We start from the raw sequence: 22,263 nt of genomic DNA on the forward strand, positions 1-22,263 counted from the left end.
CGTCCACTCCTGCTCCGAGGTCAGACTGCCATTGGGGTGGGCGCAGATCTCTGCCAATGACGCGCCCGTTCCAGCCCGGCCGCCAGCCCTACCGGACTCGCCCGATCCGCCACCAGAGCTCCTGTTATAACCGGCCGATAGGTCGACGCCCGGGCCAATAACATCAGCCCGTGGTGGGCAAACGAAAAGTGCACCTTCCAATCCGACACACGATTCTGCTTCGATGCCAGCAGTGGCGCTTTGCGTTGGAAAAGGTAGGGCCGCTAAGAGCGCCACGATCAGCAGAAGTTCGAACCGGACCATGAGTCTGATTTCTCTACGAGGAGTCGGTCGGAGGTGGAACCGCGGATCAAGGACACTTGAAGTGGGTAGCGATCAGGGCGGCCGGGCGGCACGACTGTCCGACCGGTTCCGTCAACCACATCTGTGTCGGAGACATCCAGACAGACGTAGGCGACAACGGCACCCGATTCCAAGTCTGCGCTTTGGATAGTAAGTGAGTCGAATGCGAGGTCGCCCACGAGGTGGAGCCCACCTGTCGACAACGTTTCGTAGACTCCGAGTTCCGATTCTCGAACTTTCCCTACTGCAAAATCTGAAATTCGCTGCGGGTCGACGCCCCCTTCATGGGCGATTTTGTTCGACATAGACTGGTATGCCCCGAATGCCGCCGTGGCGGCAGCCAGGGCCTCGTCGTTCGACGCGAAGACCGGGGGAGCCTGGGTGGGCGCGATGCTCGCCCTCGCGACTGGCGCCGACGTGGTGCTCGGGGCGGGGGTGGCCATGCATCCGCTGAGGGTGCCGATCGCGATGGACAGTCCGAGAGCGCTGAGCACAACGGTGTGCACGGGGCGGCGACGCGACAGGTTTCGCATGGGGTCACAGTAGACCGGATTGCTCCAATCCTGTTTAAGTTTTCCACAGGCTGGCGTCGAGGCTCAAATCACGGTAGGAACCCGCCCTATCGCAGCGTGCCAACGAGGATTGCCTCGATCATATGGGCCTGTACCGTGCTCGTGAAGTAGTCCGGGTCGAGGAGGCCCTCGAGTGCCATGATGTTGGTCGCCGACATGATGAGGGGGGCGAGTACGTCCACGCGATGGGCGACCGGGTCGATGCCGAATTGGTCGGCGCGTTCCAGGAACACCGCACCGAGAGCGAGCCGCACGCTCTGCCGGCTCTCCCGATAGAGATCAGCGGCCTGGGGGTTGCGGGCGGCGTGCACGGCCAACTCCATGAGCAGCAGATGCCAGGGGCCGTCGTCGATCAGGGTCTCGGCCAGGCGGCGGGCGATGCGGGCGAGTGCGGCGTCGTCGAGTCGCACTTCGTCGCCGAGAATGGTCGCGAGCCGCCCGCTGAGCAGGGTTGCCAGTCGCTCATTCAGAATGGACCCGAATAGGTCTTGCTTCGACCCGAAGTTGGAGTACACCGCGCCCTTGGTGTACCCGGCCCGGGTTGCCACGTCGTCGAGTTTGGTACCGAGGTAGCCCGATTCGAAGAACTGGTCGGTCGCCGCCCGGAGAATGTCAGCTCGCACGTCGGTGCGCAGGGGACGCTTACGGGGGGTGGGCAGCGTGGTGTTGGGCTTCTCAACCATGAGTGCCTCCGATTGCAGTTGACAAGTGAATACTTTGGGTATTGGATACTCTCGGTACTGAAAATACTACGGCGGCATCGTGCCCCGCACAACCCAGCGTTGGATGGAAATCTGCATGACCCTCGACTCCGCCTTGGTCCCCACTGTCAACTCGACGCAAGACTCCAGCGACCCCGCCATCCAGACACGCAACTTCAGTATCCGCAAGGGTCGCCAAACCGTGATTGGTGCCCTGTCCCTCGATATTCCGGTTGGTGCGCTCTTCGTCGTATCGGGTCGGTTCGCCTCGGGCAAGACGGCGCTCCTCCTCGCGCTGGCCGGGCGCCTGCGTGGCTTCTCCGGAACGGCGACCGTGTTCGGGCATTCGCTTCGCAGTGGGGGCGGGCAGGTGCGGCACGTGTCGGCTCTCGCCGAAACACCGATCGTGAACCGTCTGGACGACGACCTCACCGTCGAGCGCCAGATCGCGGCCGCCCTCGTGCTGCGCCAGCCGTGGTGGAAACCGCTGGTCACCCACAAAGCGGTGGCACTTTGCCTCGTGCGGGTGAATGCGCTGCTTCGCGAGGTCGACGCTCGTGCCGGTGACCTGCTGGGTAAGCGCGCCGCCGGACTGCCGCGATTGATCGGCACCGATCGCATCGTCTGCCTGCAACCGCTCGATCGGGCGGTGCTCGGGGTGGTCGTGGCCCTGATTGGTCGGCCTCGCCTGCTGATCGTCGACGACGTAGACACCCTGCGCGACACGGATGACCGCACTCGCGCCTGGGCCGCTCTGCTCACCCTGCGTATAGCCGGCTGGCACGATCTCACGATCGCGGCGAGCGGGCAGGATCCGAAGGAGCTGTTCGAGATTCTCGAACGGATCGACGACGTGCAGCCGGCGCCGGCCCGCCCGGTCTGCCTGCTCGACCTGGATTCTGCCGAACGAACCCTCACCGCTCTCACCCGGAAGGCCTAGACCGTGGTCCAGAAATTTGCTCGACCCCGTTTGTTCTCGCTGCCCAGCATCGAGTTGTCCCGGTTTCGGTCGTCCCGATTGGCCATTCTGGCGCTCATCATGATTGCCGCCGTCCCCGCCATCTACGGCGGCGTCTACCTCTCGGCCAACTGGAACACGAGCGGCAATATCGGCAAACTCCACGCCGTCATCGTCAACAACGACGTGGCCCAGGTCGTGACCGGCACGGACGGCACCGCGCAGACCATCGACGCCGGCGCCGCACTCGTCGACTCTCTCGTGGGCAGCGACAGCGCCGGATTCACCTGGAGCAGCGCCACGGACGAAACGGATTCCCGCAGCTCGCTCGTCGACAACGAGAACTTCGCCGTGCTCGTCGTTCCCGCCGACTTCTCGAGCGCCCTGGCCTCGACGGCCACGAACCCGGACGCCGCCTCCGCGAGCGCCATCGCAGCATCCGTTTTCGCCCCAAAACAGGCTCGACTGCACGTCTACACCGACGACGCCTCGAATTTCATCGTCGGCCAGGTCACGAAATCGGTTACCGCCGCGATTCGCGCCGAGCTCACGACCTCCATCTCCGAGACCTACCTCGACAACGTGTACCTGGGCTTCACGAGCCTGCACGACAATCTCAAGCAGGCCGCCGACGGCGCGGTAACGCTGAGCGACGGCGCCAGCAGCGCGAGCGACGGGTCGGCAGAACTCGTCATCGGGCTCGGCACCCTCTCCACCGGCGCCGCCACTCTTGCGAGCGGGGTTTCCCAAGTGGATGCCGGCAGCCACACTCTCGCCACCGGCGCGAGCACGCTCGCCACCGGTTCGTCGAGTGTCGCGAGCGGTGCCGCCCGGGTCCAGGCCGGTTCCGCGAGTCTCGCGAGCGGTGCGGCCACCGTCGACGCGAGCGTGACCACCCTGCCGACGGCGACCGCCCAGCTCGCCGAGGGAACCCGCACCGTCTCCAGTACCCTCACGACGATCGCCGCCCTCATGGTGGCGCACCCCGACTGGACTGTGACGCAGCTGAACATGGCCCTCGCCACCGGCGGCGAATCGATCGCGGCCCTCGCGGATGGCGCCGCGAGAGTCGCGGCCGGAGCGAACACCCTCAACCAGAGCGCGACGCCGCTCGTCACCGGCATCGGCGCGCTCGCCGACGGTGCGGCCACCCTCGCCACGGGGGCGTCGAGCGTCTCGTCCGGAGCTCAATCCGTCTCGGCGGGTGCTGCGACGCTCGCGTCCGGCGCCGCCTCGCTCGCAACCGGGGCCGACAGCGCGGCCGCCGGTGCCACAACCCTGGCGTTCGGCGCCACGACGGCCAGCACCGGCGCGCGCACCCTCGCCGATGGTCTCGGCCAACTTGCCACCGGTGCCGAGACGCTGAGCACTTCCCTGCAGTCGGGCGTCACAAAGGTGCCGCGCTACACCGCTGCCCAGGCGAGCGACCTCGCCGCGGTCACCGCCGAACCCGTTGCGGCCGAGCACGTACGGGAGCACGCCGTCGGGTTCTACGGGGAGGGCATCGCGGCCTACTTCATTCCGCTCGCCCTCTGGGTCGGTGGAATCGGCATGTACTTTCTGTTCCGCCCGCTGTCACCGCAGGCTGTCGCATCCACTGCCCGGCCGGTGCGCGTGGCCCTGACCGGCCTCGCCCCCGGACTGCTGTTCGGCCTGTTGCAGGCCGGGCTGCTGCTCGCGGTGCTGCACTTTCTGGTGGGGCTCGAAGCGGCCAACTTTGCGGCCCTCGCGGCCTTCACGGTCATCGTCGCGCTCGTCTTCACCGCCATTCACCACAGCCTGATCGCCCTGCTCGGCGGTCGCGGTCGCCTGGTGGCCCTGCTGCTGCTCATTGTGCAGCTGGCCTCGGCCGGAGGCACCTACCCGGTTCAGACGTCGCCGGGCTTCTTCCAGTGGATCAGCCCGGCCCTGCCGATGACCTACGCGGTCGATGGCGTACGGCGGCTCGTCGCTGAGGGGTGGACGAGCGCCATCGTGGTTGACGTTCTTGCCCTGCTTGCCTTCGGAATCGGCGCGTTCACGGTCTCGGTTTTCGCCAGTCGCTCCATGAAAATCTGGTCGATCGCCAAGCTGCACCCATCCCTGAAGATCTGACGCCTATGAGTCGTGCTCCGTCAGTCGTGTCGAGTTGACCGGCCCGGGCCCGCAGCGCAACGATGTGGTGGCGGTTTCCGACCTCGTCGATGGCGTCGCCGGCTTGAGAAAGATGAATTCCTCTTCAATGCCGAACATTCACATTCATAACCTCCAGCCCTTAGCGGATAGTACTTAGAAACCGGTATCAAGCCGATACATTTTCGTTACGGTCAGCCGATTACATGAGCGCCCGCACATGACTAACATGACACTCATTACGAACCGATGTGCAGGCGTGGGCGCTGGCACTGATGGACTCAGTTGGGGGTAAACGTGGTGCAGGTAACCGAGGTTCCAACCGGCGCGGCCCAATCAGTGCGGCGCACCTTTCACGGCGCTCTCGGCGGGCTGCTCGGTTTTGTCACCATGAGCGCGGTGGCCGGCGTTCTCGTGACCGTGTCGGTGACCCCGGTTGTGGCGCTCTCGGGCATAGCCACCACCAACACGATCTCGGTGTTCGAGAATCTGCCGGGCTACGTCAATATCGAGCCTCTGTCGCAGAAGAGCGATATCTTCGCCACTCGCAGTGACGGAACCTTCGAATTGCTCGCCTCGTTCTACGATCAAAACCGCATCGAGGTGGGCTGGGATGCGATCAGCCCGTTCGCGAAGGATGCGGCGGTGTCGGGAGAAGATCCGCGGTTCTACGAGCACGGCGGGATCGATTTGCAGGGCACTCTGCGGGCCACGGCGACGACCGTGGCCGGCGGAAACACCCAGGGTGGGTCATCCATCACACAGCAATACGTGAAGAACGTGCTCGTGCAGAAGTGCGAGCTGCTCACCGACACGAGCGCGCACGACGCCTGCTACAACGCGGCGACCGAAACCACGCCCGACCGCAAACTCAAGGAAATGCGGCTCGCCATCGGGGTCGAGAAGAAGTACGGCAAGCGCGACATTTTGCAGCAATACTTCAATATCACGGGCTTCGGCGGCACCGTCTACGGTATCGAAGCCGCCGCCAACTATTACTTCAACACCACCGCCGCCAATCTCACCCTGCCGCAGGCGGCGAGCCTCGTCGCGATCGTGAACAACCCGGTCAAGTTTCAGCTCGACAGGCCCGCGAGCGAGACCAACGGGGCCGCCAACGGCTATGCCGCCAACAAGCAACGCCGCGACTACATTCTGCGCGAAATGCTGCGCTACAAAAAGATCACGCAGGCCGACTACGACGCCGCGGTGGCGGCACCGGTCGAACCCGTCATCACCGAACCGAGCACCGGCTGCCAGACCGCGATGGCCAACGCGTTCTTCTGCGACTATGTGACCAAGATTCTGCAGACCGATGCCACCTTCGGCGCCGACGCCGCCACCCGCATGCTCAACTTTCGTCGCGGCGGCTACGACGTGTACACGACCCTCGACCTCGACGTGCAGAACGCAGCCGTGACCACCATCAACCAGCAGGTTCCCAAGGTCTACGCCGGCGGCGACGTGGGCGCGGTCATCACGAGCGTGCAGGTCGGCACCGGTCGGGTGCTCGCCATGACGCAGAACAAGGACTACAGCCAAGACCCGACGGTGCAGGCAACCGGGGCCAACTACACCGGAATCAACTACGCCACCGACTATGCCGAGGGTGGGTCGAGTGGGTTTCAACCCGGATCGACCTACAAGGTCTTCACCCTGGCCGAGTGGCTCAAGGAAGGCCACTCGCTCAATGACCGCGTTGACTCCCGGCGCAAAGCCAACTGGGGCGCCTTTCAGGACAGCTGCCTCGGCCCCCAGAACTACGACAAGCAGAGCTGGAACCCGCGCAACGATGCCAACGAGTCCGGTGCCAACTACACCGCGCTGCAATCCACCGTCGGCTCGATCAACACCGGCTTCATCGGAATGGCCAAGCGGCTCGACCTCTGCGGTATTCGCAGAACGGCGGAAGCGTTCGGCGTGCACCGGGCCAACGGTAACCCGCTCTCGCAGACCGCGGCATCCGTGATCGGAACCAATGAGATCGCGCCGCTCACCATGGCGGTCGCCTTCGCTGGCATCGCGAACAAGGGGGTAACCTGCTCGCCGATCGCCATCGACCGCATCGTCGGCCCGAGCGGGGTGGAGATTCCGGTGCCGCCGTCAGTCTGCACGCAGTCGGTCGATTCGACGGTGGCTGCCGGTATGGCTTACGCCATGCGCCGGGTGATGACGAGCGGAACCGGTCGGCAGTCCAACGTGAATACGGTGCCGTCGGTGCCGATGATCGGCAAAACCGGAACCACGGATGGTGCCAAAGACACCTGGATGAGTGGCGCGAGCACCAAGGTGGCCACGGTGGTCGCTGTGGTGAGCCTGACCGGAGTGCTCAGCCAGCGGCGGCAGTTCTTTGGGAGGGACCAGATTGCGACGGCACGTCACCGCATGTGGCCGGTTGTGATGTCGGTCGTCAATGCCAAGTACGGCGGTGACGCCTTCGATGAACTTGCCCCCAAGTACATTCCGCCGCCGGTGGTCGTCGCCCCGCGGGTGACCCCGCCGGTCGCACCGCCGGTCGCACCGCCGGTGACTCCACCGGACGCACCGCCGGTGATTCCACCGGACGCACCGCCGGTGACTCCACCGGACGCACCGCCGGTGACTCCACCGGACGCTCCCGCGCCGCCCGACGCGGAGCCGGCACCGCCGGGCCAGTAGTGCCGGCTCACGCGCTCTGCGCCGCATTGAGGTGGTGCAGGGCGCCACCGGCGCGCGATGATGATCGCTGCACCGACGAATGCGCGGCGAGTTCGGCCGCGTAGGCGGCCGCGCTTTCTGCTTCCTCCGCGGCGGCGCGTTCAACGGCGTGCCGCTCCTTCACCTGGCGGGCCACATCGAACAGGTTCCACAGGTTCTCCCCGGTCACCGAAACGCCCCGGGCACCCGAGCGCCGGGTGCGACCGCGCACGAGCATGTAGTTGGTCTGAAACACCTGCCCGCCCACGCGCTCCTGCGCGTCGTGAAAGAACACGACGTTCGCGACCGGGCCGGTGCCGTCGTCGAGGCTGATGAACACCACCCGCCGGCCGCCGCGCATCGGCGGCGTGTTCGTGGCCCGTCGCACCCCGGCGAGCAGCACCTCGGTTCCACCGGGCAGGTTGCCGAGCTCGCTCGCCGGGGTCACCCCCAACTCCTTGAACAGGGCGTGAAAGCGCGTCATCTGGTGGGTCCCGACGGCGAGGTTCAGATCGAGTAATTCCAGATCGGTCTGGGTGCGGCCGCGTAGCTCGAGTGAGGTGATGGCGCCCGCGCGATCACCGGAATACCGCGGCACCGGAAGCTCCACCTCGAACGCGAGTTGGTCGGCGCGAATCACCACGGCCGTGCCGCGCAGCGACTGAATGTGCGCGAGCAGTTCGTGCCGCCGGGTGCGGTCGTAGCCGATGAACGTGTCGAGGGCGCCCACTCGGGCGAGCGCCTCGAAGGTGCGCCTTCGGGGGTGCACCCGGTCACGAAAGTCCTGCAGCGACCCAAACGGCTGGTGCCGGGCAATGCGCGCCCGCTCCGTCTCCGTGCTGCCAACCAGTTCGGGCAGCGCCAAACGGATGCCCTGGCTCCCGTCGGCGAGGTCTTCCACCCGATAATCCAGCGCGCTGGACTGCACGTCGAGGGGGAGTACCGGCACCCCGAGCACCCGGGCTTCGGCGACGATGAGGTCTTTCGGCCACATGCCCGGGTCGTGGGTGAGCAGTCCGGCCAGAAAGGCGGCCGGATGGTGGGTTTTCAGCCAGGCGGACTGGTAGGTGGGCAGCGCGAAGGCGGCGCCGTGCGCCTTGGCGAAGCCGAAGCTGCCAAAGCCCGCCAACACCGTCCAGATCTGGTCGATGACCTTCACGCTGAAGCCGCGGGCGAGCGCCCGTTCGCGCAGGTACTCCTCGATCTGGGGGAGTTGCTCTGGCTTACCCAGGTGCCGGCGAAAGACATCCGCTTTTCCGAGGCCGCAGCCGGTGAGTTCGTCGAACAGTCGCATGACCTGTTCGTGAAAAATGACGACGCCGTTGGTTTCGCGCAGGATCGGTTCGAACCGGGGGTGAATGTAGTCGGGGGCGACCTCGCCGTGCCGAGCCTGCAAATATTTGAGCGGCATGTTGTTTTTCATCGGGCCGGGTCGAAACAGTGAGATCTCGACCGTGAGGTCGTTGAAGACCTCCGGTTGCAGCTTGCCGACGAGCTCCATCTGGCCGGGTGATTCGATCTGAAAGATGCCCAGGGTGCGGGTGGAGCGAATGAGCTCGAACGTTTTCGGGTCATCGAGTGGCACCTGGTCGAGGTCGATGCTCTCGCCGGTGAGCCGGTGGTGCTCTTCAACGGCGTGGGCCATCGCCGACTGCATGCGCACGCCGAGAATGTCGAGTTTGATGAGTCCCATCGGGTCCATGTCGTGCTTGTCGTACTGCGACATCGGCAGGCCCATGCCGCTCGCCTGCACCGGCGTGCGGTCGAGCAGGCTCGCGTCGGAGAGAATAACGCCGCAGGGGTGCACCGAGATGTGCCGGGGGAGCCGGTCGAGCCTGGCGGTGAGGTCGACCAGCAGATCGAGCTGCTGCGACTCGCGCACCTCGGTAGCGAGGGCCTCGAGTTCGGGCTTCTCCTCGAGGGCGCGACGAAAGTCGCGGGCGTTGAACCGCCACATCTGCTTGGCGATCACGTTGATCTGGGCGTCGGGCAGACCGAGGGCGAGGCCGGCGTCGCGCACGGCACCGCGGCCCCGGTAGGCGTTGGTCATCGACATGAGCGAGACCCGGTCGCTGCCGAAGGCACGAAAGACCTCGCGGTAGATGTCGTGCCGCCTGGCCGACTCCACGTCGATGTCGATATCGGGCAGCGTCTGGCGTTCGGGGGAGAGAAAGCGTTCCCAGAGCAGCCCGTTCGCGATGGGTTCGACCGAGGAGGTGCGCAGCGCATAGTTGAGCACCGAGCCGACCCCCGAACCGCGCGCCTGAATGCGAATTCCCATGCCGCGAATAATGTCGGCCACGCGGGACACCGTGAGAAAGTAGCTGGCAAAGCCGAGGTGTTCGACCGTTTTCATCTCGTGGGCGAGCTGGGCGTGGGCGGCTTCGACCGCGCGCGAGCCGCTCGCGGAGTACAGATCGGCGATGCCGCTGCGAGCGCGCCGCCACAGTTCGGTGACCGGGTCGCCGGTGACCCCAATGATGCGTGCCTCCGGCATGCGGGGGCGGCCCAGCCCAATATCGAGGATCGGGTCGAGAGCGCAGCGGTCGGCGAGTTGCTCGGTGTCACGCAGCAGCCGTTCGAGGGCACCCGCGTCGTGCAGGCCGGCGTCGACGACCATGCGGGCCACCTGGCGCATCGCTCCGGCCGGTTTGAGCCAGGCCTGGCCGTTGGTTTGGGGGGTCTCGATTTCGGCGAGCGGCAGCAGATAGCGTGCAGCGTCGGCGAGGTCGGCCGTGACGGCCTCTTCGGGGGTGCCGTACCGTACGGCATTGCTGAGCACTGCGGGCAGCCCGGCGTTTTCGGCGAGGGCGAGCATGCGCGTGGCCGGGGTCACACTGCCGACGGTGCCGCTTTCGGCGAGGTGACAGACGATTTCGAGTACGACGGCGTCGGCGGGCAGGGCGCGTTGCCAGTGGGTGAGCCGTGCCGCGGCATCCGTATTGTCACGCCTGCCGATCGCGAGACCGACGTCGGAGTCAGGGCCGAGCAGCACGGTGAGCGAGGAGAGCCCAGCCAGGTCGGCCAGCCGGGCGCGCGAAATGCTCGGCCCGGCGCTCGTGCTGTGGCCGGCAGCGGATGCCCTCGCCTCGCGCAGCAGACCGCTGCCACCGTCGTGGGCGGCACTGACCGCGCGGCAGAGCGCGGCGTAGCCGCGACCGGTGGTGTTGCCGTGGGCGAGCACGACCACCCGGCCGAGCGGACGATGCTCCTGGTCATGCACGGCAAGTTCGGCGCCGAGCCCGGGGCGGATGCCCGCGGCGGCGCAGGCGCGCACGTGCTTGACGGCGCCGTAGAGTCCGTCACGGTCGGTGACGGCCAGAAAGCTCGCGCCCTGCGCGGCCGCCTGCTCGGCCAGGGCTTCGGGGAGCGTCACCCCATAGTGGGTCGAGTAGGCGCTCGCGACGTGCAGGTGCGCGAAGTCCATCCCCGGTGCACTGGTCATCCCCAGTCCAGTGCTAACACCCAGGACCCGTCCGCGCCGCGGCGCAGGTCGTAACGGTGCTGTTCTTCGCCGCCGCGGCTGGCGTCGAGTCGCCACAGCTCGGTGTCGATGCGGGTGGGGGTTCCCTCGTCTTCCCACCAGCGGGTGCGTTTGAACACGGCCTGCGGTTGCCCGATCACGGTGTGTTCGAACCGGTTCCAGATGAACGCGCGCGGGTCGCCGTCGGCAGAGAGCTCAACGTCAACCGGTGCGTCAATGATGTGGGGCAAGGCGGGCTCCCTGGTGGCGAGAAGGGCGGGTCGTGCGGCGAACACGAGTTGGTTGTTGATGATGCTGATGAAAATGCTGATGAACGAAGAAGAAAGAACTCACCTAAAAAGTTCGAACATAATATTTTGTAGGTCGAAATTTATAGAATACATCTTCTATATGAAAAGTGTATGTCAAGCCACCGACATACGCCATGGGTGAATGCCCCAGACCCGGCTGGAGGCCTGCGACCTACGATGGACAAATGAGTGCACGCACCGATACAGCACTGCCCGATACAGCACTGCCCGATACAGCACTGCCAGCACCGCGCAGATCACCCGGCCGGGCGCAATGAACGCACAAACGGCGCTGAAGCCGCTGACAATAGTCATCGCGCCGGATTCGTTCAAGGGAAGCCTCAGCGCCGCTGAAGCTACCGCCGCCATGGCTCATGGAGCCCGCGACGCCAGCCTCGCGCTCGGCCGGCCCGACGCCCACCTCACGCTGTGCCCAATGGCCGACGGCGGGGAGGGAACGCTTGCTGCCATCGCCGCCGTCTGGGGCGTCGAACCCCGCACCATGCTCACCGTCGACGCGCTCGGGCGCAGCCGCCAGGCTCGCTACGCCAGCTCTGCCGACGGTCGCACCGGGCTCATCGAAGCGGCCGAATCCAACGGACTTCCCCTCGTCGCCGATGTTCCGCCCCAGCCCCAGCGTGCCGACAGCTTTGGGGTCGGCCTACTGGCCCGGGAGCTGCTTGACCAGCACGTCGACGAAATTTTGCTCTGTGTCGGTGGCTCCGCCAGCACCGACGGCGGAACCGGCCTGCTCGCCGGGCTCGGCGTGCGTTTTCTTGACTCTGCCGGGGTGAAGATTGCTCCCGGCGGGGCCGGCCTGGCCCACCTCGCGTCCATCGACCTGACGGGGCTGCACCCGCGCGCCCGCGCGGTACGCTGGCGGGTCGCGGTCGACGTGAACAACCCGCTCTGCGGGCCCACCGGTGCCGCAGCCGTGTTCGGACCGCAAAAGGGCGCGCAGCCGACCGATGTCGCCCAGCTCGACGCCGGCCTGGCCCACCTGGCCGCGATCGTGCTCGGTGAAACCGGCGAGAACATGCGCGACCGACCCGGTGCCGGAGCGGCCGGCGGTATGCCGGCCACTCTTGTGCCGTTGCTGCACGCCGAGCTGGTTCCCGGCTCCACCCTGGTAGCGGATGCCGTGGGCCTCGCCCACAGAATGGCCTCCGCTGCTCTCGTGCTCACCGGTGAAGGCAGCTTCGACTCCCAATCCCTCGGCGGCAAGGTGGTCGTGGCCGTCGCACGTCTGGCCCCGGCAGGATGCCCGGTCGTCGTTATCGCCGGGCGTGTGGCCTTGTCGCCGGCCGACACCGCGGCATCCGGTGTCACCGCCGCCTTCTCAATCGCCGGGGGTCCGGCGACCCTCGACGACCTGCAGAAACACGCCGCCGAACGCGTGCGTGAGACCACCGCGCACGCCGTCGCCCTCTTTCTCCGCTCCCGCTAGGTTGCTCGCCCGGCCGCACCGAGCGTTCATGTTCGGTTCACCCACGAGACACCGGGTGGACTTGAACCGGAGAGAAAACGGCGGGAGGGTGGGTCCATCCCCAGTTCGGGGCACACATCGACCACGAGGAGCGCTCGCATGCTGCGCAACGAATACACCGGCCCCCGCCAGCACGCCCCCACTCAGGGCCGGCCGTTACTGCCGTTGCTGCCCATGGAGGGACACACCCTCGGCAAGCGCAGCGCCGTCACCTGCCACCTCAAATGTGCGGATGCCTGCTTTCACCCGGTGCCCAACGAGAGTGCGAACGACTACTTTCGTGACATCGTCGGCGCGGCGCTGAGCCGCCGCTCCCTGCTCATGGGGGTGGGCGTTGGCGCTGCAGCAATCGTTCTCGGGTCCGGCCAGAGCGCTCCCGCGCTGGCCGCACCGAATGGCCCGGCCGGCGGCCTCGCTTTCACACCGATCGCCCCGGTTCCGGCCGCCGGCGACGAGTTGGTGGTGCCGACCGGATACTCGTGGAATCCCATCATCCGCTGGGGTGACCCGCTATTCGCCGCAACCGACACGTTCGATCCCGAGCACCAGACGGCCGCGTCGCAGGCCCTTCAGTTCGGCTACAACAACGACTACCTCGACATTCTCGAGGGCTCGGGCCGCAAGGGTCGCGAGGGCATCCTCGTCAGCAACCACGAGTACACCAACGAGGGCATCATGTTTGCGCCGGCCACGACACCGGCCGAAGCGGATGAGCAGCGTCGCGTCGCCATGATGGCCCACGGCATGTCCGTGGTTGCCCTCGAACGGACCGGCGCCGGCCAACCCTGGACCTACCGGGTGGGCGACCGGCTCAACCGCCGCATCACCGCGAGCACCCCGTTCACCGTCACCGGACCGGCCGCCGGTAGCGCCCTGCTGAAGACCAAGGCCGACCCTACCGGCCGGACCGTGCTCGGTACCCTCGGCAACTGCGCCGGCGGCACCACTCCCTGGGGCACGGTGCTCTCCGGTGAGGAGAACTTCAACGGGTACTTCCGCACGACAGGCACCAGCGCAGCGGATGCCCGCTACGGCCTCGCCAACCGCCCGACCGGCCGCCTCTGGGAGCAGGTCGACGACCGGTTCGACGCCACCGTGGCCGGTAATGAGAACGAGCCGAACCGGTTCGGCTGGATCGTGGAGATCGACCCGGAGACACCGAACGAGCCGCCGGTCAAGCACACAGCCCTCGGCCGGTTCAAACACGAGGGCGCCAACGTGATCGTCGGCAAGACCGGCCATGTGGCCGCCTACATGGGCGACGACGAGCGCTTCGACTACCTCTACAAGTTCGTCTCCTATGACCGTTTCAACACGAAGAAGGGCTCGAAGGCTCGCAGCCACAACAAGACCCTGCTCACCCGGGGCTCGCTCTACGTGGCCCGCTTCACCGGCAACTCGCCGGCCGGCGAGATCACCGGCACCGGCCAGCTACCCGCCGACGGTCTCTTCGACGGCACCGGCCAGTGGGTGGCGCTCGTCATCGACGGTGTCTGCCAAGTGCCCGGCTTCAGCACCGATGATGCGCTCGTGAACACCCGACTGGTAGCGGATGCTGTCGGCGCCACCAAGATGGATCGCTGCGAAGACGTCCAGCCGAGTTCGGTGACCGGCAAGATCTATGTCGCCTGCACCAACAACACCGATCGTGGCCTGCCCGGCAAGCAGGGTGCCACCGAGCCCAACCCCCGGGTGGCCAACCGCGACGGCCACATCGTGGAGATCACCGAAACCGGCTCCGATGCGACCGCAGTGACGTTCGACTGGAACCTGCTGCTGGTCTGTGGTGACCCCAAGACGAATACGTCCACCTATTTTGCCGGCTTTCCGAGCGAGAAGGTGTCGCCCATCTCCTGCCCCGACAACCTGGCCTTCGACGCCGAGGGAAACCTGTGGATCTCCACCGACGGCGCACCGAGCACGATCGGCTTCTGCGACGGACTGTTCAAGGTTCCGCTCACCGGCCCCGAGCGCGGGCGGGTTCAGCAGTTCCTCTCCGTGCCGCGGCAGGCGGAGACCTGCGGGCCGGTCATCCGCTCCGAGCAATCGATGGTCTACGTTGCCGTGCAGCACCCGGGGGAGAACGGGAGCTGGTCGGCCCAGGCGAGCCGGTTCCCGGACTATGTTCCGCTGGGCGTCGCCGCCCCGGCTGGCGCGTGGGCCGGACCGCGGCCATCCGTCGTGCAGGTCTGGAAAATCCAGTAACGGGCTGAATCGTATTGATGGCTGGGAATTGACTGATTGTAATTTCTGGGATCCGTGGTGGAGTGAAAGGGCTGCAGTCGTACTACGCAGCGTTCATCCACTGCGGGTCAGGTCGGTTTCGATCGTGCCCGCGAAGAAAATGAGGAGGGTAGTTCATGACGGGGAACAGAGCAGTTGCCTACAAGAGCCCGGGTGTCGTTGAGGTCATCGATATCGATTACCCGGGCTTTGAACTGAAAGACGGACCGGGCGTCAACCCGGCCAACGTCGGCCGCAAGGTGCCTCACGGCGTCATTCTCAAGACCGTGACCACCAACATCTGCGGCTCGGACCAGCACATGGTGCGTGGTCGCACGACCGCCCCGAGCAACCTGGTGCTGGGTCACGAAATCACCGGCGAAGTGGTCGAAGCTGGCCCCGACGTCGAATTCATCAAGGTCGGCGACATCGTGTCGGTGCCGTTCAACATCAGTTGCGGTCGCTGTCGCAACTGTAAGGAACGCAAGACCGGCATTTGCCTCAACGTCAACCCGGACCGTCCGGGTAGCGCCTACGGCTACGTCGATATGGGCGGTTGGGTCGGCGGACAGGCTGAGTACGTGCTCGTTCCCTACGCCGACTGGAACCTGCTGAAGTTCCCCGACCGGGACCAGGCACTGGAGAAGATCATGGACCTCACCATGCTCTCCGACATCTTTCCGACCGGTTTCCACGGGGCCTACATGGCCGGTGCCGGCGTCGGATCGACCGTGTATGTGGCCGGAGCCGGCCCGGTCGGCCTCGCGGCCGCTGTCTCGGCGCAGCTGCTCGGTGCCGCCGTCGTCATCGTCGGCGACATGAACGCGGAGCGTCTCGCGCAGGCCCGCAGCTTCGGCTGCGAGACCATCGACCTCAGCAAGGGCGAGCCGGGGGAGCAGATCGAGCAGATCCTGGGCGTTCCCGAGGTCGACGCCGGTGTCGACGCCGTCGGGTTTGAAGCGCGCGGCCACGGTAAGGACGCCGATCACGAGGCTCCGGCCACCGTGCTGAACTCGCTGATGACCGTGACCGCAGCCGGTGGTGCCCTGGGCATCCCCGGCCTGTACGTCACGGGCGACCCGGGCGCCAAGGAAAAGTCCGCGCAGGTCGGTTCGCTGTCGATCCGGCTCGGCCTCGGCTGGGCGAAGTCGCTGTCCTTCACGACCGGGCAGACCCCGGTGATGAAGTACAATCGCCAGCTGATGATGGCTATCCTGCACGACAGGGTACAGATCGCCAAGGCCGTCAACGCCAAGGCCATCAGCCTCGAGGACGCCCCACGCGGCTACGCCGAATTCGACGCCGGTGCGGCAACGAAGTACGTGCTCAACCCGAACGGCTACGTCAAGGCGTAGGCGTAGGGGTCGGTTGACGGATGCCCGGGGTCGGTGAAAACTGGCCCCGGGCATCCGTCTGCTGAATTTTTTCGCGCCGGGGCCGGTATGGTACCGGCGAAAGCAAGCGAGGTTTAGGCTGGAACGATGACCGGCGGCAATAATATCGAACCAGCCCAGCGGTTCTTCCGCGCGCTGGCAGACATTCCTACCGAAACAGAGCAACCCACTGGCTCGGTGACCGATCATCGTAACCGGCCCCTGCAGGATCTGCGCATCTCGGTGACAGACCGGTGCAATTTCCGCTGCGTGTACTGCATGCCGAAGGAGATCTTCGGCAAGGACTTTGCGTTCATGGAACGCGACGAGATGATGACCTTCGAGGAAATCACCCGCTTGGCGCGCATCTGCGTCGCCCACGGCGTGGAGAAGATTCGCCTTACCGGCGGCGAGCCGCTGCTGCGCAAGGGCCTCGAGGAGCTCATCGCAATGCTCGCCGCGCTGCGCACCCCGGACGGGCGCGAAATCGACATCGCCCTGACCACCAACGGCTCCGTACTGGCGCTCAAGGCGCAGGCCCTCAAGGATGCCGGCCTGAAGCGGGTCACGGTGTCGCTCGACTCGCTCGACGACGCCACCTTCCAGGAGATGAACGATGTGAAGTTCCCGGTCTCGAAGGTGCTGCACGCCATCGACGTGGCCCACGCGGTGGGCCTGGGACCGGTGAAGATCAACATGGTCATGCAGCGGGGTAAGAACGATCAGGACATCGTAGCCATGGCGCGTCATTTCAAGGGAACCCCGCACATTCTGAGGTTCATCGAGTTCATGGACGTAGGCTCCAGCAATGGCTGGGAGATGGGCGCCGTGATCCCCTCGGCCGAGGTGGTACGCCGCATCAACGAGGAACTTCCGCTCGAGGAGGTCGCTCCCAATTACAGCGGCGAGACCAGCCGCCGCTGGCGCTACCGGGACGGCGAGGGCGAGATCGGCGTGATCTCCAGTGTCACCCAGTCGTTCTGCCACTCCTGTTCCCGGGCCCGGGTGTCCACCGACGGCAAACTGTTCACCTGCCTGTTCGCGACCGATGGCCACGACCTGCGGGCGCTCATGCGCGGCGGGTGTACCGACGAGCAGCTCTCCACCGTGATGGCACACATCTGGCGTGAGCGCACGGACCGCTACTCGGAGCTGCGCAGCTCCAAGACCCGCGAACTGCGGGCATCCGGCCGGAAGAAAATCGAGATGTCCTACATTGGTGGGTGAGTGCTATGAGCAGAATCGCAGCGCGACGTAAGGTCGTGCGTCTGACCGTGGGTGAACGCCCGATCACACGTGAGGACATGCTCGCGGTGGAGGAACCCCTCGAGATTCGAGTGAACGGGCGGTCCCTCGCCGTGACGATGCGCACCCCGGGGCACGACTTCGACCTCGCGGCCGGCTTTCTGGTCTCGGAGGGCATCATCGCCGAGGGCGCACATTTCAGCGCTGCGCGCTACTGTGCCGGAGCCACTGTCGACGGCGCGAACACCTACAACGTGCTCGACGTCACCCTGGCGCAGGGCGTCGCGGCGCCTGACCCGAGCCTGGAACGCAACTTCCTCACCACGAGCTCCTGCGGGCTGTGCGGCAAGGCGAGCATCGATGCGGTGCGCACCAAGAGCCGGTTCAACGTCGCGGCCGACGAACTGCGGGTCGACGCCGAACTGCTGGCCAGTCTGCCCGACCGGCTGCGTGAGCACCAGGCGGTGTTCGAGAAGACCGGCGGCCTGCACGCCGCTGCCCTGTTCGACGGCGCCACCGGTGAGCTGCTCGTGGCCCGGGAAGACGTGGGCCGCCACAACGCGGTCGACAAGGTCATTGGTTGGGCCGTGAAGGAGAACCTTCTGCCGTTATCCGGCACCGTTCTGATGGTCTCCAGCCGGGGCAGCTTCGAACTGGCGCAGAAGGCGATGATGGCCGGCATCCCGGTGCTGGCCGCGGTGTCCGCCCCGTCATCCCTCGCCGCCGAATTTGCGTCCGAGGTCGGCATGACCCTGATCGGCTTCCTGCGCGGACGCTCCATGGTGATCTACTCCGGCGCAGAGCGTATAGTCAACACCCTGGTCAGCGTCTGAGTCCAGTCTCGGGGGCGGGCACCCCCGGGGAAGTGGAGCGTCTCCCACGCAGCCGACGGGCGGCCGCCAGCTGCTACACCAGGGCGGCCTCCTCGACGTGGGCGACCTCCTCGACGTGGGCGACAAAGCGCACCGTCATGGCCTTGTAACCGGGGGTGTTCGACTCCCGCGCCACGAGCTCGCGGTGCATGAGCGCGTTTGCCTCGGGGAAGTATGCGGCCGCGCAGCCCTTGGGCGTGGGGTATATCACGAGCCGGAAAGTGTTCGCCCGCTTCTCGACACCCTGGAAGGTGCTGATGACGTCGACCATGTCTTGGTCCTGGAAGCCGAGTTCCACGACGTCTTCTTCGTTGATCAGGATCACGCGTCGGCCGCCGGAGATGCCGCGATAGCGGTCATCGAGCCCGTAGAACGTGGTGTTGTACTGGTCGTGGCTGCGCATCGTCTGCAGAATCAGATGACCCTCCGGTGCCTCCAGGTACTCGAGCGGGCTGACGGAGAACCTGGCCAAGCCAATGTCGGTGGCAAAGGTGCGGGTATCACGCGGCGGGTTGGGCAGCACGAAACCGTTCTTGGTCTTGAGCCGGGCATTGAAATCGTCGAAGCCGGGGATGACGCGGGAGATGCGGTCTCGGATGACGTCGTAGTCCTCGGCCATCGCCTTCCAGTCAATTGCATGGTCGGCGCCGAGCGTGGCACGGGCCATGCGGGCAATGATCACGGGCTCCGCGAGCAGATGCTCGCTCACGGGTTCCAGGCGGCCCTGCGTGGTGCGCACCACCGACATGGAGTCCTCGACCGAGAGCACCTGGCGGCCGCCGGGATGCTTGTCGTCGGTGTCGGTACGGCCAAGCGTGGGCAGGATCAGCGAGGTCTGCCCGTGCATGATGTGCGAACGGTTGGGCTTGGTCGACACGTGTACCGTGAGGCCGACACGTTGCATTGCACTCTCGAGCAGGGTGGTGTCCGAGCAGGCGAGGGCGAAGTTGCCGCCCATCGACACGAACACGTCGACGCGATCGTGCACGAAGGCATCCACGGTGTCAACGGAGTCGAGGCCGTGCTCACGCGGCGACACGATGGAGAACTCGGCGTCGAGGGCGGCCAGCATGGCCTCCTTCGGCTTCTCCCAGACGCCCATCGTGCGGTCGCCCTGCACGTTGGAATGTCCGCGCACCGGGCACGCGCCGGCACCGGGCTTGCCGAAGTTGCCCTGGAGCAGCAGCAGGTTGATGATCTCCTTGAGCGTGTTCACCGAGTGCGGCTGCTGGGTCAGTCCGAGCGCCCAGCAGATGATGGTGGCCTTGCTCTTCACCAGCATCTGCGCGACCGTCTCGATGCCGGCCCGGTCGAGGCCGGTGGCCCGCCTCGTCTCATCCCAGTCGATCTCGCTGCGGGCGGCACGGTAGGCATCGATGCCGTGCGTGTTCGCAGCCACGAACTCCTGGTCGACGACGGAACCGGGAACGCGTGCCTCCTCGGCGAGCAGCAGGTGGCCGAGCGCCTGGAACAGGGCGAGGTCGCCACCGACCTTGATCTGCAGGTACTCGTCGGCCAGGTTCACCCCGTGGCCAATCAGCCCGGTGGGGGTCTGCGGGTCCTTGAAGTTGAACAGTCCGGCCTCGGGCAGGGGATTGACGGCGACGATCTTGCCGCCGTTGGACTTACAGTCGGCCAGGGCCGACAGCATCCGCGGATGGTTCGTGCCGGGGTTCTGGCCGACGACCAGGATGAGCTCCGCCTGGTGGATGTCCTCCAGGGAGACCGTGCCCTTGCCAATACCGATGGTGGGGTTCAGCGCGGAGCCGGAGGACTCGTGGCACATATTGGAGCAGTCCGGCAGGTTGTTGGTGCCGATGGAACGGGCGAACAGCTGGTAGAGAAAGGCGGACTCGTTGGCGGTGCGGCCCGAGGTGTAGAACACGGTGCGGTCCGCGACGGTGGCGCGGATCTGCTCACCGATCAGCTCGAAAGCGTCGTCCCAGCTGATCTGCGAGTAGTGAGTGTCCCCGGGGCGAATGACGACCGGATGCGTAATGCGCCCCTGGTTGCCAAGCCAGTACTCGGTCTTGGTGGCCAATTCTGCAATCGAATGTTCAGCCCAGAACTCCGGCGTCACCGTGCGCAGGGTGCTCTCCTCGGCGACGGCCTTGGCGCCGTTCTCACAGAACTCGGCAGTCTTGCGGTGACCCTGCGACTCGGGCCACGCGCAGCCGGGGCAGTCAGTCCCGTCGCGCTGGTTCAGTCGCAGCAGCGAACGCACCGTGCGGGAGAGGCCGGCCTGAGCGATGCCCCGGTCCAGTGCGACGACGACGGCGGTCAGTCCGGCGGCATGCGTCTTGGGCTTTTTGACGACCAGATCGTCTTCGTTGATGTCTTCGACCGGTGCTCCACGTTTCATACTCACATCCTGTCATGATTAAAAACGAGGATTTGCCCCGCCCAGCCAGAGAAGAAAAATCCCAGTGGATACGTTCATATAGTCTTGAAAGACACGGTCTCGTCATCTCGAACCGGCAGCAATGTGGCTACGGCGCCGTTCAGGCAGCAAGGAAACATACCTATGAGTTGGCTCGATCGAGACCGCACCATCGCCCCACCGGGATTCAATCGCTGGCTTATCCCGCCGGCCGCACTCGCCGTGCACCTCTGTATCGGCCAGGCCTATGCCACGAGCGTGTACAAGACGGCGCTCGTGGCGCACTTCGACGCCAGCCTGGTTCAGATCGGGGTGATCTTCTCGATTGCCATCGTGATGCTCGGCCTGTCTGCGGCCATCATGGGCACCTGGGTCGATACCAGCGGGCCGCGCAAGGCCATGTTCGTCGCGGCCCTGTTCTGGACCGGGGGATTCCTCATCGGTTCACTTGGAATCTTCAGCAATCAGCTCTGGCTGGTCTATGTCGGGTACGGCTTCATCGGCGGGATCGGGCTGGGGATCGGCTACATTTCCCCGGTCTCCACACTCATCAAATGGTTCCCGGACCGCCCGGGCCTCGCAACCGGCATGGCGATCATGGGCTTTGGCGGGGGCGCGCTCATCGCCAGCCCGGTATCGACGGCGTTGCTCGGCCTCTACGACCCGAACTCCGGCGCAGCGAACTGGGTCGCCAGCGGCGATTCCGTCGGCAAACTCTTTCTCACCCTGGCCGTGATCTATTTCGCCTACATGATGTTCGGCGCCTTCACGATCAAGGTTCCGGCCCCCGGGTGGGTGCCGGCCGGATACGATCCGTCCCGGGTACGGGCCCAGGCCCTCGTCTCGAGCAACCACGTCTCGGCCAGAAATGCCATCCGAACCCGCCAGTTCTGGCTCCTCTGGATTGTGCTGTTCTGCAACGTCACGGCCGGTATCGGCATTCTCGAGCAGGCAGCACCGATGATTCAGGACTTTTTTCGGCAGAACGACGGTAACTCACTGGTCTCGGCCGCTGTGGCCGGCGGCTTTGTCGGCCTATTGTCGCTCGCGAACATGGGCGGACGTTTCATCTGGTCGGCCACTTCGGACAAGACTGGGCGCAAAAACATCTACATGGTGTACCTCGGCGTCGGCACGGTGTTGTACCTGCTGCTGGCGCTCGTCGGCTCGAGTACGACGGCACTCTACGTCGTTCTGGCCTTCATCATCATCTCGTTCTACGGCGGCGGTTTCGCCACGGTACCGGCCTACCTGCGCGACCTGTTCGGAACCTTCCAGGTCGGCGCCATCCACGGTCGGCTCCTGACCGCCTGGTCGGCTGCCGGCATCGCGGGGCCGCTCATCGTGAACTCGTTCCTGGACGCCCAGGGCGCTCCGGGTGAGTTGACCGCTGCTGCCTATCAGCCGGCCCTGCTCACCATGGTCGGGCTGCTCATCGTCGGCTTCGTGGCGAACCTGTTCGTGCGACCGGTTCACTCCGATTACCACGAACCAGAGAAACCGCTCGTCGGATCAACAGCGGGGGAGGTGCGCGCATGAAGGCTTTACA

At 65.8% G+C, this 22,263-nt stretch carries 14 protein-coding genes; 10 read left to right on the forward strand and 4 right to left on the reverse strand.

The window, feature by feature from the left end; genetic code table 11:
- The first annotated feature begins 672 nt into the window (after nt 1-672).
- Nucleotides 673-888, forward strand: a complete 216-nt coding sequence (locus tag LH475_RS01495; protein WP_196844044.1) for a hypothetical protein — start codon at nt 673-675, stop codon at nt 886-888.
- Nucleotides 889-961: 73 nt separating this feature from the next.
- Here LH475_RS01495 and LH475_RS01500 read toward each other — a convergent pair whose 3' ends face one another.
- Nucleotides 962-1,597, reverse strand: a complete 636-nt coding sequence (locus LH475_RS01500) for a TetR/AcrR family transcriptional regulator (protein ID WP_196844043.1) — start codon at nt 1,595-1,597, stop codon at nt 962-964.
- Between the two features lie 115 nt (nt 1,598-1,712).
- Between LH475_RS01500 and LH475_RS01505 the strand changes: the two genes are divergently transcribed.
- From LH475_RS01505 to LH475_RS01515, 3 genes are all read left to right on the forward strand, one after another.
- Nucleotides 1,713-2,555 (forward strand): hypothetical protein, encoded by an 843-nt coding sequence (locus LH475_RS01505; RefSeq protein ID WP_297412692.1) that lies wholly within the window; start codon nt 1,713-1,715, stop codon nt 2,553-2,555.
- A 3-nt stretch (nt 2,556-2,558) separates the two neighbouring features.
- Complete coding sequence (locus LH475_RS01510; protein ID WP_297412693.1) at nt 2,559-4,667, forward strand: YhgE/Pip domain-containing protein; 2,109 nt, start codon at nt 2,559-2,561, stop codon at nt 4,665-4,667.
- A gap of 315 nt (nt 4,668-4,982) precedes the next feature.
- Nucleotides 4,983-7,343, forward strand: a complete 2,361-nt coding sequence (locus LH475_RS01515) for a transglycosylase domain-containing protein (RefSeq protein ID WP_297412694.1) — start codon at nt 4,983-4,985, stop codon at nt 7,341-7,343.
- A gap of 7 nt (nt 7,344-7,350) precedes the next feature.
- Here LH475_RS01515 and dnaE read toward each other — a convergent pair whose 3' ends face one another.
- Both dnaE and LH475_RS01525 read right to left on the reverse strand, forming a co-directional pair.
- Nucleotides 7,351-10,806 (reverse strand): DNA polymerase III subunit alpha, encoded by a 3,456-nt coding sequence (gene dnaE / locus LH475_RS01520; protein WP_297412695.1) that lies wholly within the window; start codon nt 10,804-10,806, stop codon nt 7,351-7,353.
- On the reverse strand, nt 10,803-11,075 hold the full coding sequence (locus LH475_RS01525) for a hypothetical protein (protein WP_196844039.1): 273 nt from the start codon (nt 11,073-11,075) through the stop codon (nt 10,803-10,805). The genes dnaE and LH475_RS01525 overlap by 4 nt, the downstream gene beginning before the upstream one ends.
- Before the next feature lie 334 nt (nt 11,076-11,409).
- On the opposite strand from LH475_RS01525, the gene LH475_RS01530 reads away from it, so the two are divergent.
- From LH475_RS01530 to fdhD, 5 genes are all read left to right on the forward strand, one after another.
- Nucleotides 11,410-12,582: a glycerate kinase gene (locus LH475_RS01530; RefSeq protein WP_196844038.1), complete on the forward strand. Its 1,173-nt coding sequence runs from the start codon at nt 11,410-11,412 to the stop codon at nt 12,580-12,582.
- Nucleotides 12,583-12,795: 213 nt separating this feature from the next.
- On the forward strand, nt 12,796-14,826 hold the full coding sequence (locus tag LH475_RS01535) for a PhoX family phosphatase (RefSeq protein ID WP_297412709.1): 2,031 nt from the start codon (nt 12,796-12,798) through the stop codon (nt 14,824-14,826).
- 155 nt (nt 14,827-14,981) lie between these two features.
- Nucleotides 14,982-16,199, forward strand: coding sequence for a formaldehyde dehydrogenase, glutathione-independent (gene fdhA / locus LH475_RS01540; protein WP_196844036.1), 1,218 nt, complete (start codon nt 14,982-14,984; stop codon nt 16,197-16,199).
- A 216-nt stretch (nt 16,200-16,415) separates the two neighbouring features.
- Complete coding sequence (gene moaA / locus LH475_RS01545) at nt 16,416-17,444, forward strand: GTP 3',8-cyclase MoaA (protein ID WP_297412696.1); 1,029 nt, start codon at nt 16,416-16,418, stop codon at nt 17,442-17,444.
- A 5-nt stretch (nt 17,445-17,449) separates the two neighbouring features.
- Nucleotides 17,450-18,295, forward strand: a complete 846-nt coding sequence (fdhD, locus tag LH475_RS01550; RefSeq protein ID WP_297412697.1) for a formate dehydrogenase accessory sulfurtransferase FdhD — start codon at nt 17,450-17,452, stop codon at nt 18,293-18,295.
- 73 nt (nt 18,296-18,368) lie between these two features.
- On the opposite strand, the gene LH475_RS01555 is transcribed toward fdhD, so the two are convergent.
- A complete protein-coding gene (locus LH475_RS01555; protein WP_196844033.1) occupies nt 18,369-20,696 on the reverse strand; it encodes an FdhF/YdeP family oxidoreductase in 2,328 nt (775 codons plus the stop codon).
- Between the two features lie 162 nt (nt 20,697-20,858).
- On the opposite strand from LH475_RS01555, the gene LH475_RS01560 reads away from it, so the two are divergent.
- Nucleotides 20,859-22,253: an OFA family MFS transporter gene (locus LH475_RS01560; RefSeq protein ID WP_297412698.1), complete on the forward strand. Its 1,395-nt coding sequence runs from the start codon at nt 20,859-20,861 to the stop codon at nt 22,251-22,253.
- Nucleotides 22,254-22,263 lie beyond the last annotated feature (10 nt).

The sequence above is a fragment of the Cryobacterium sp. genome (genome assembly GCF_026786305.1).
Classification (GTDB): Bacteria; Actinomycetota; Actinomycetes; order Actinomycetales; family Microbacteriaceae; genus Cryobacterium.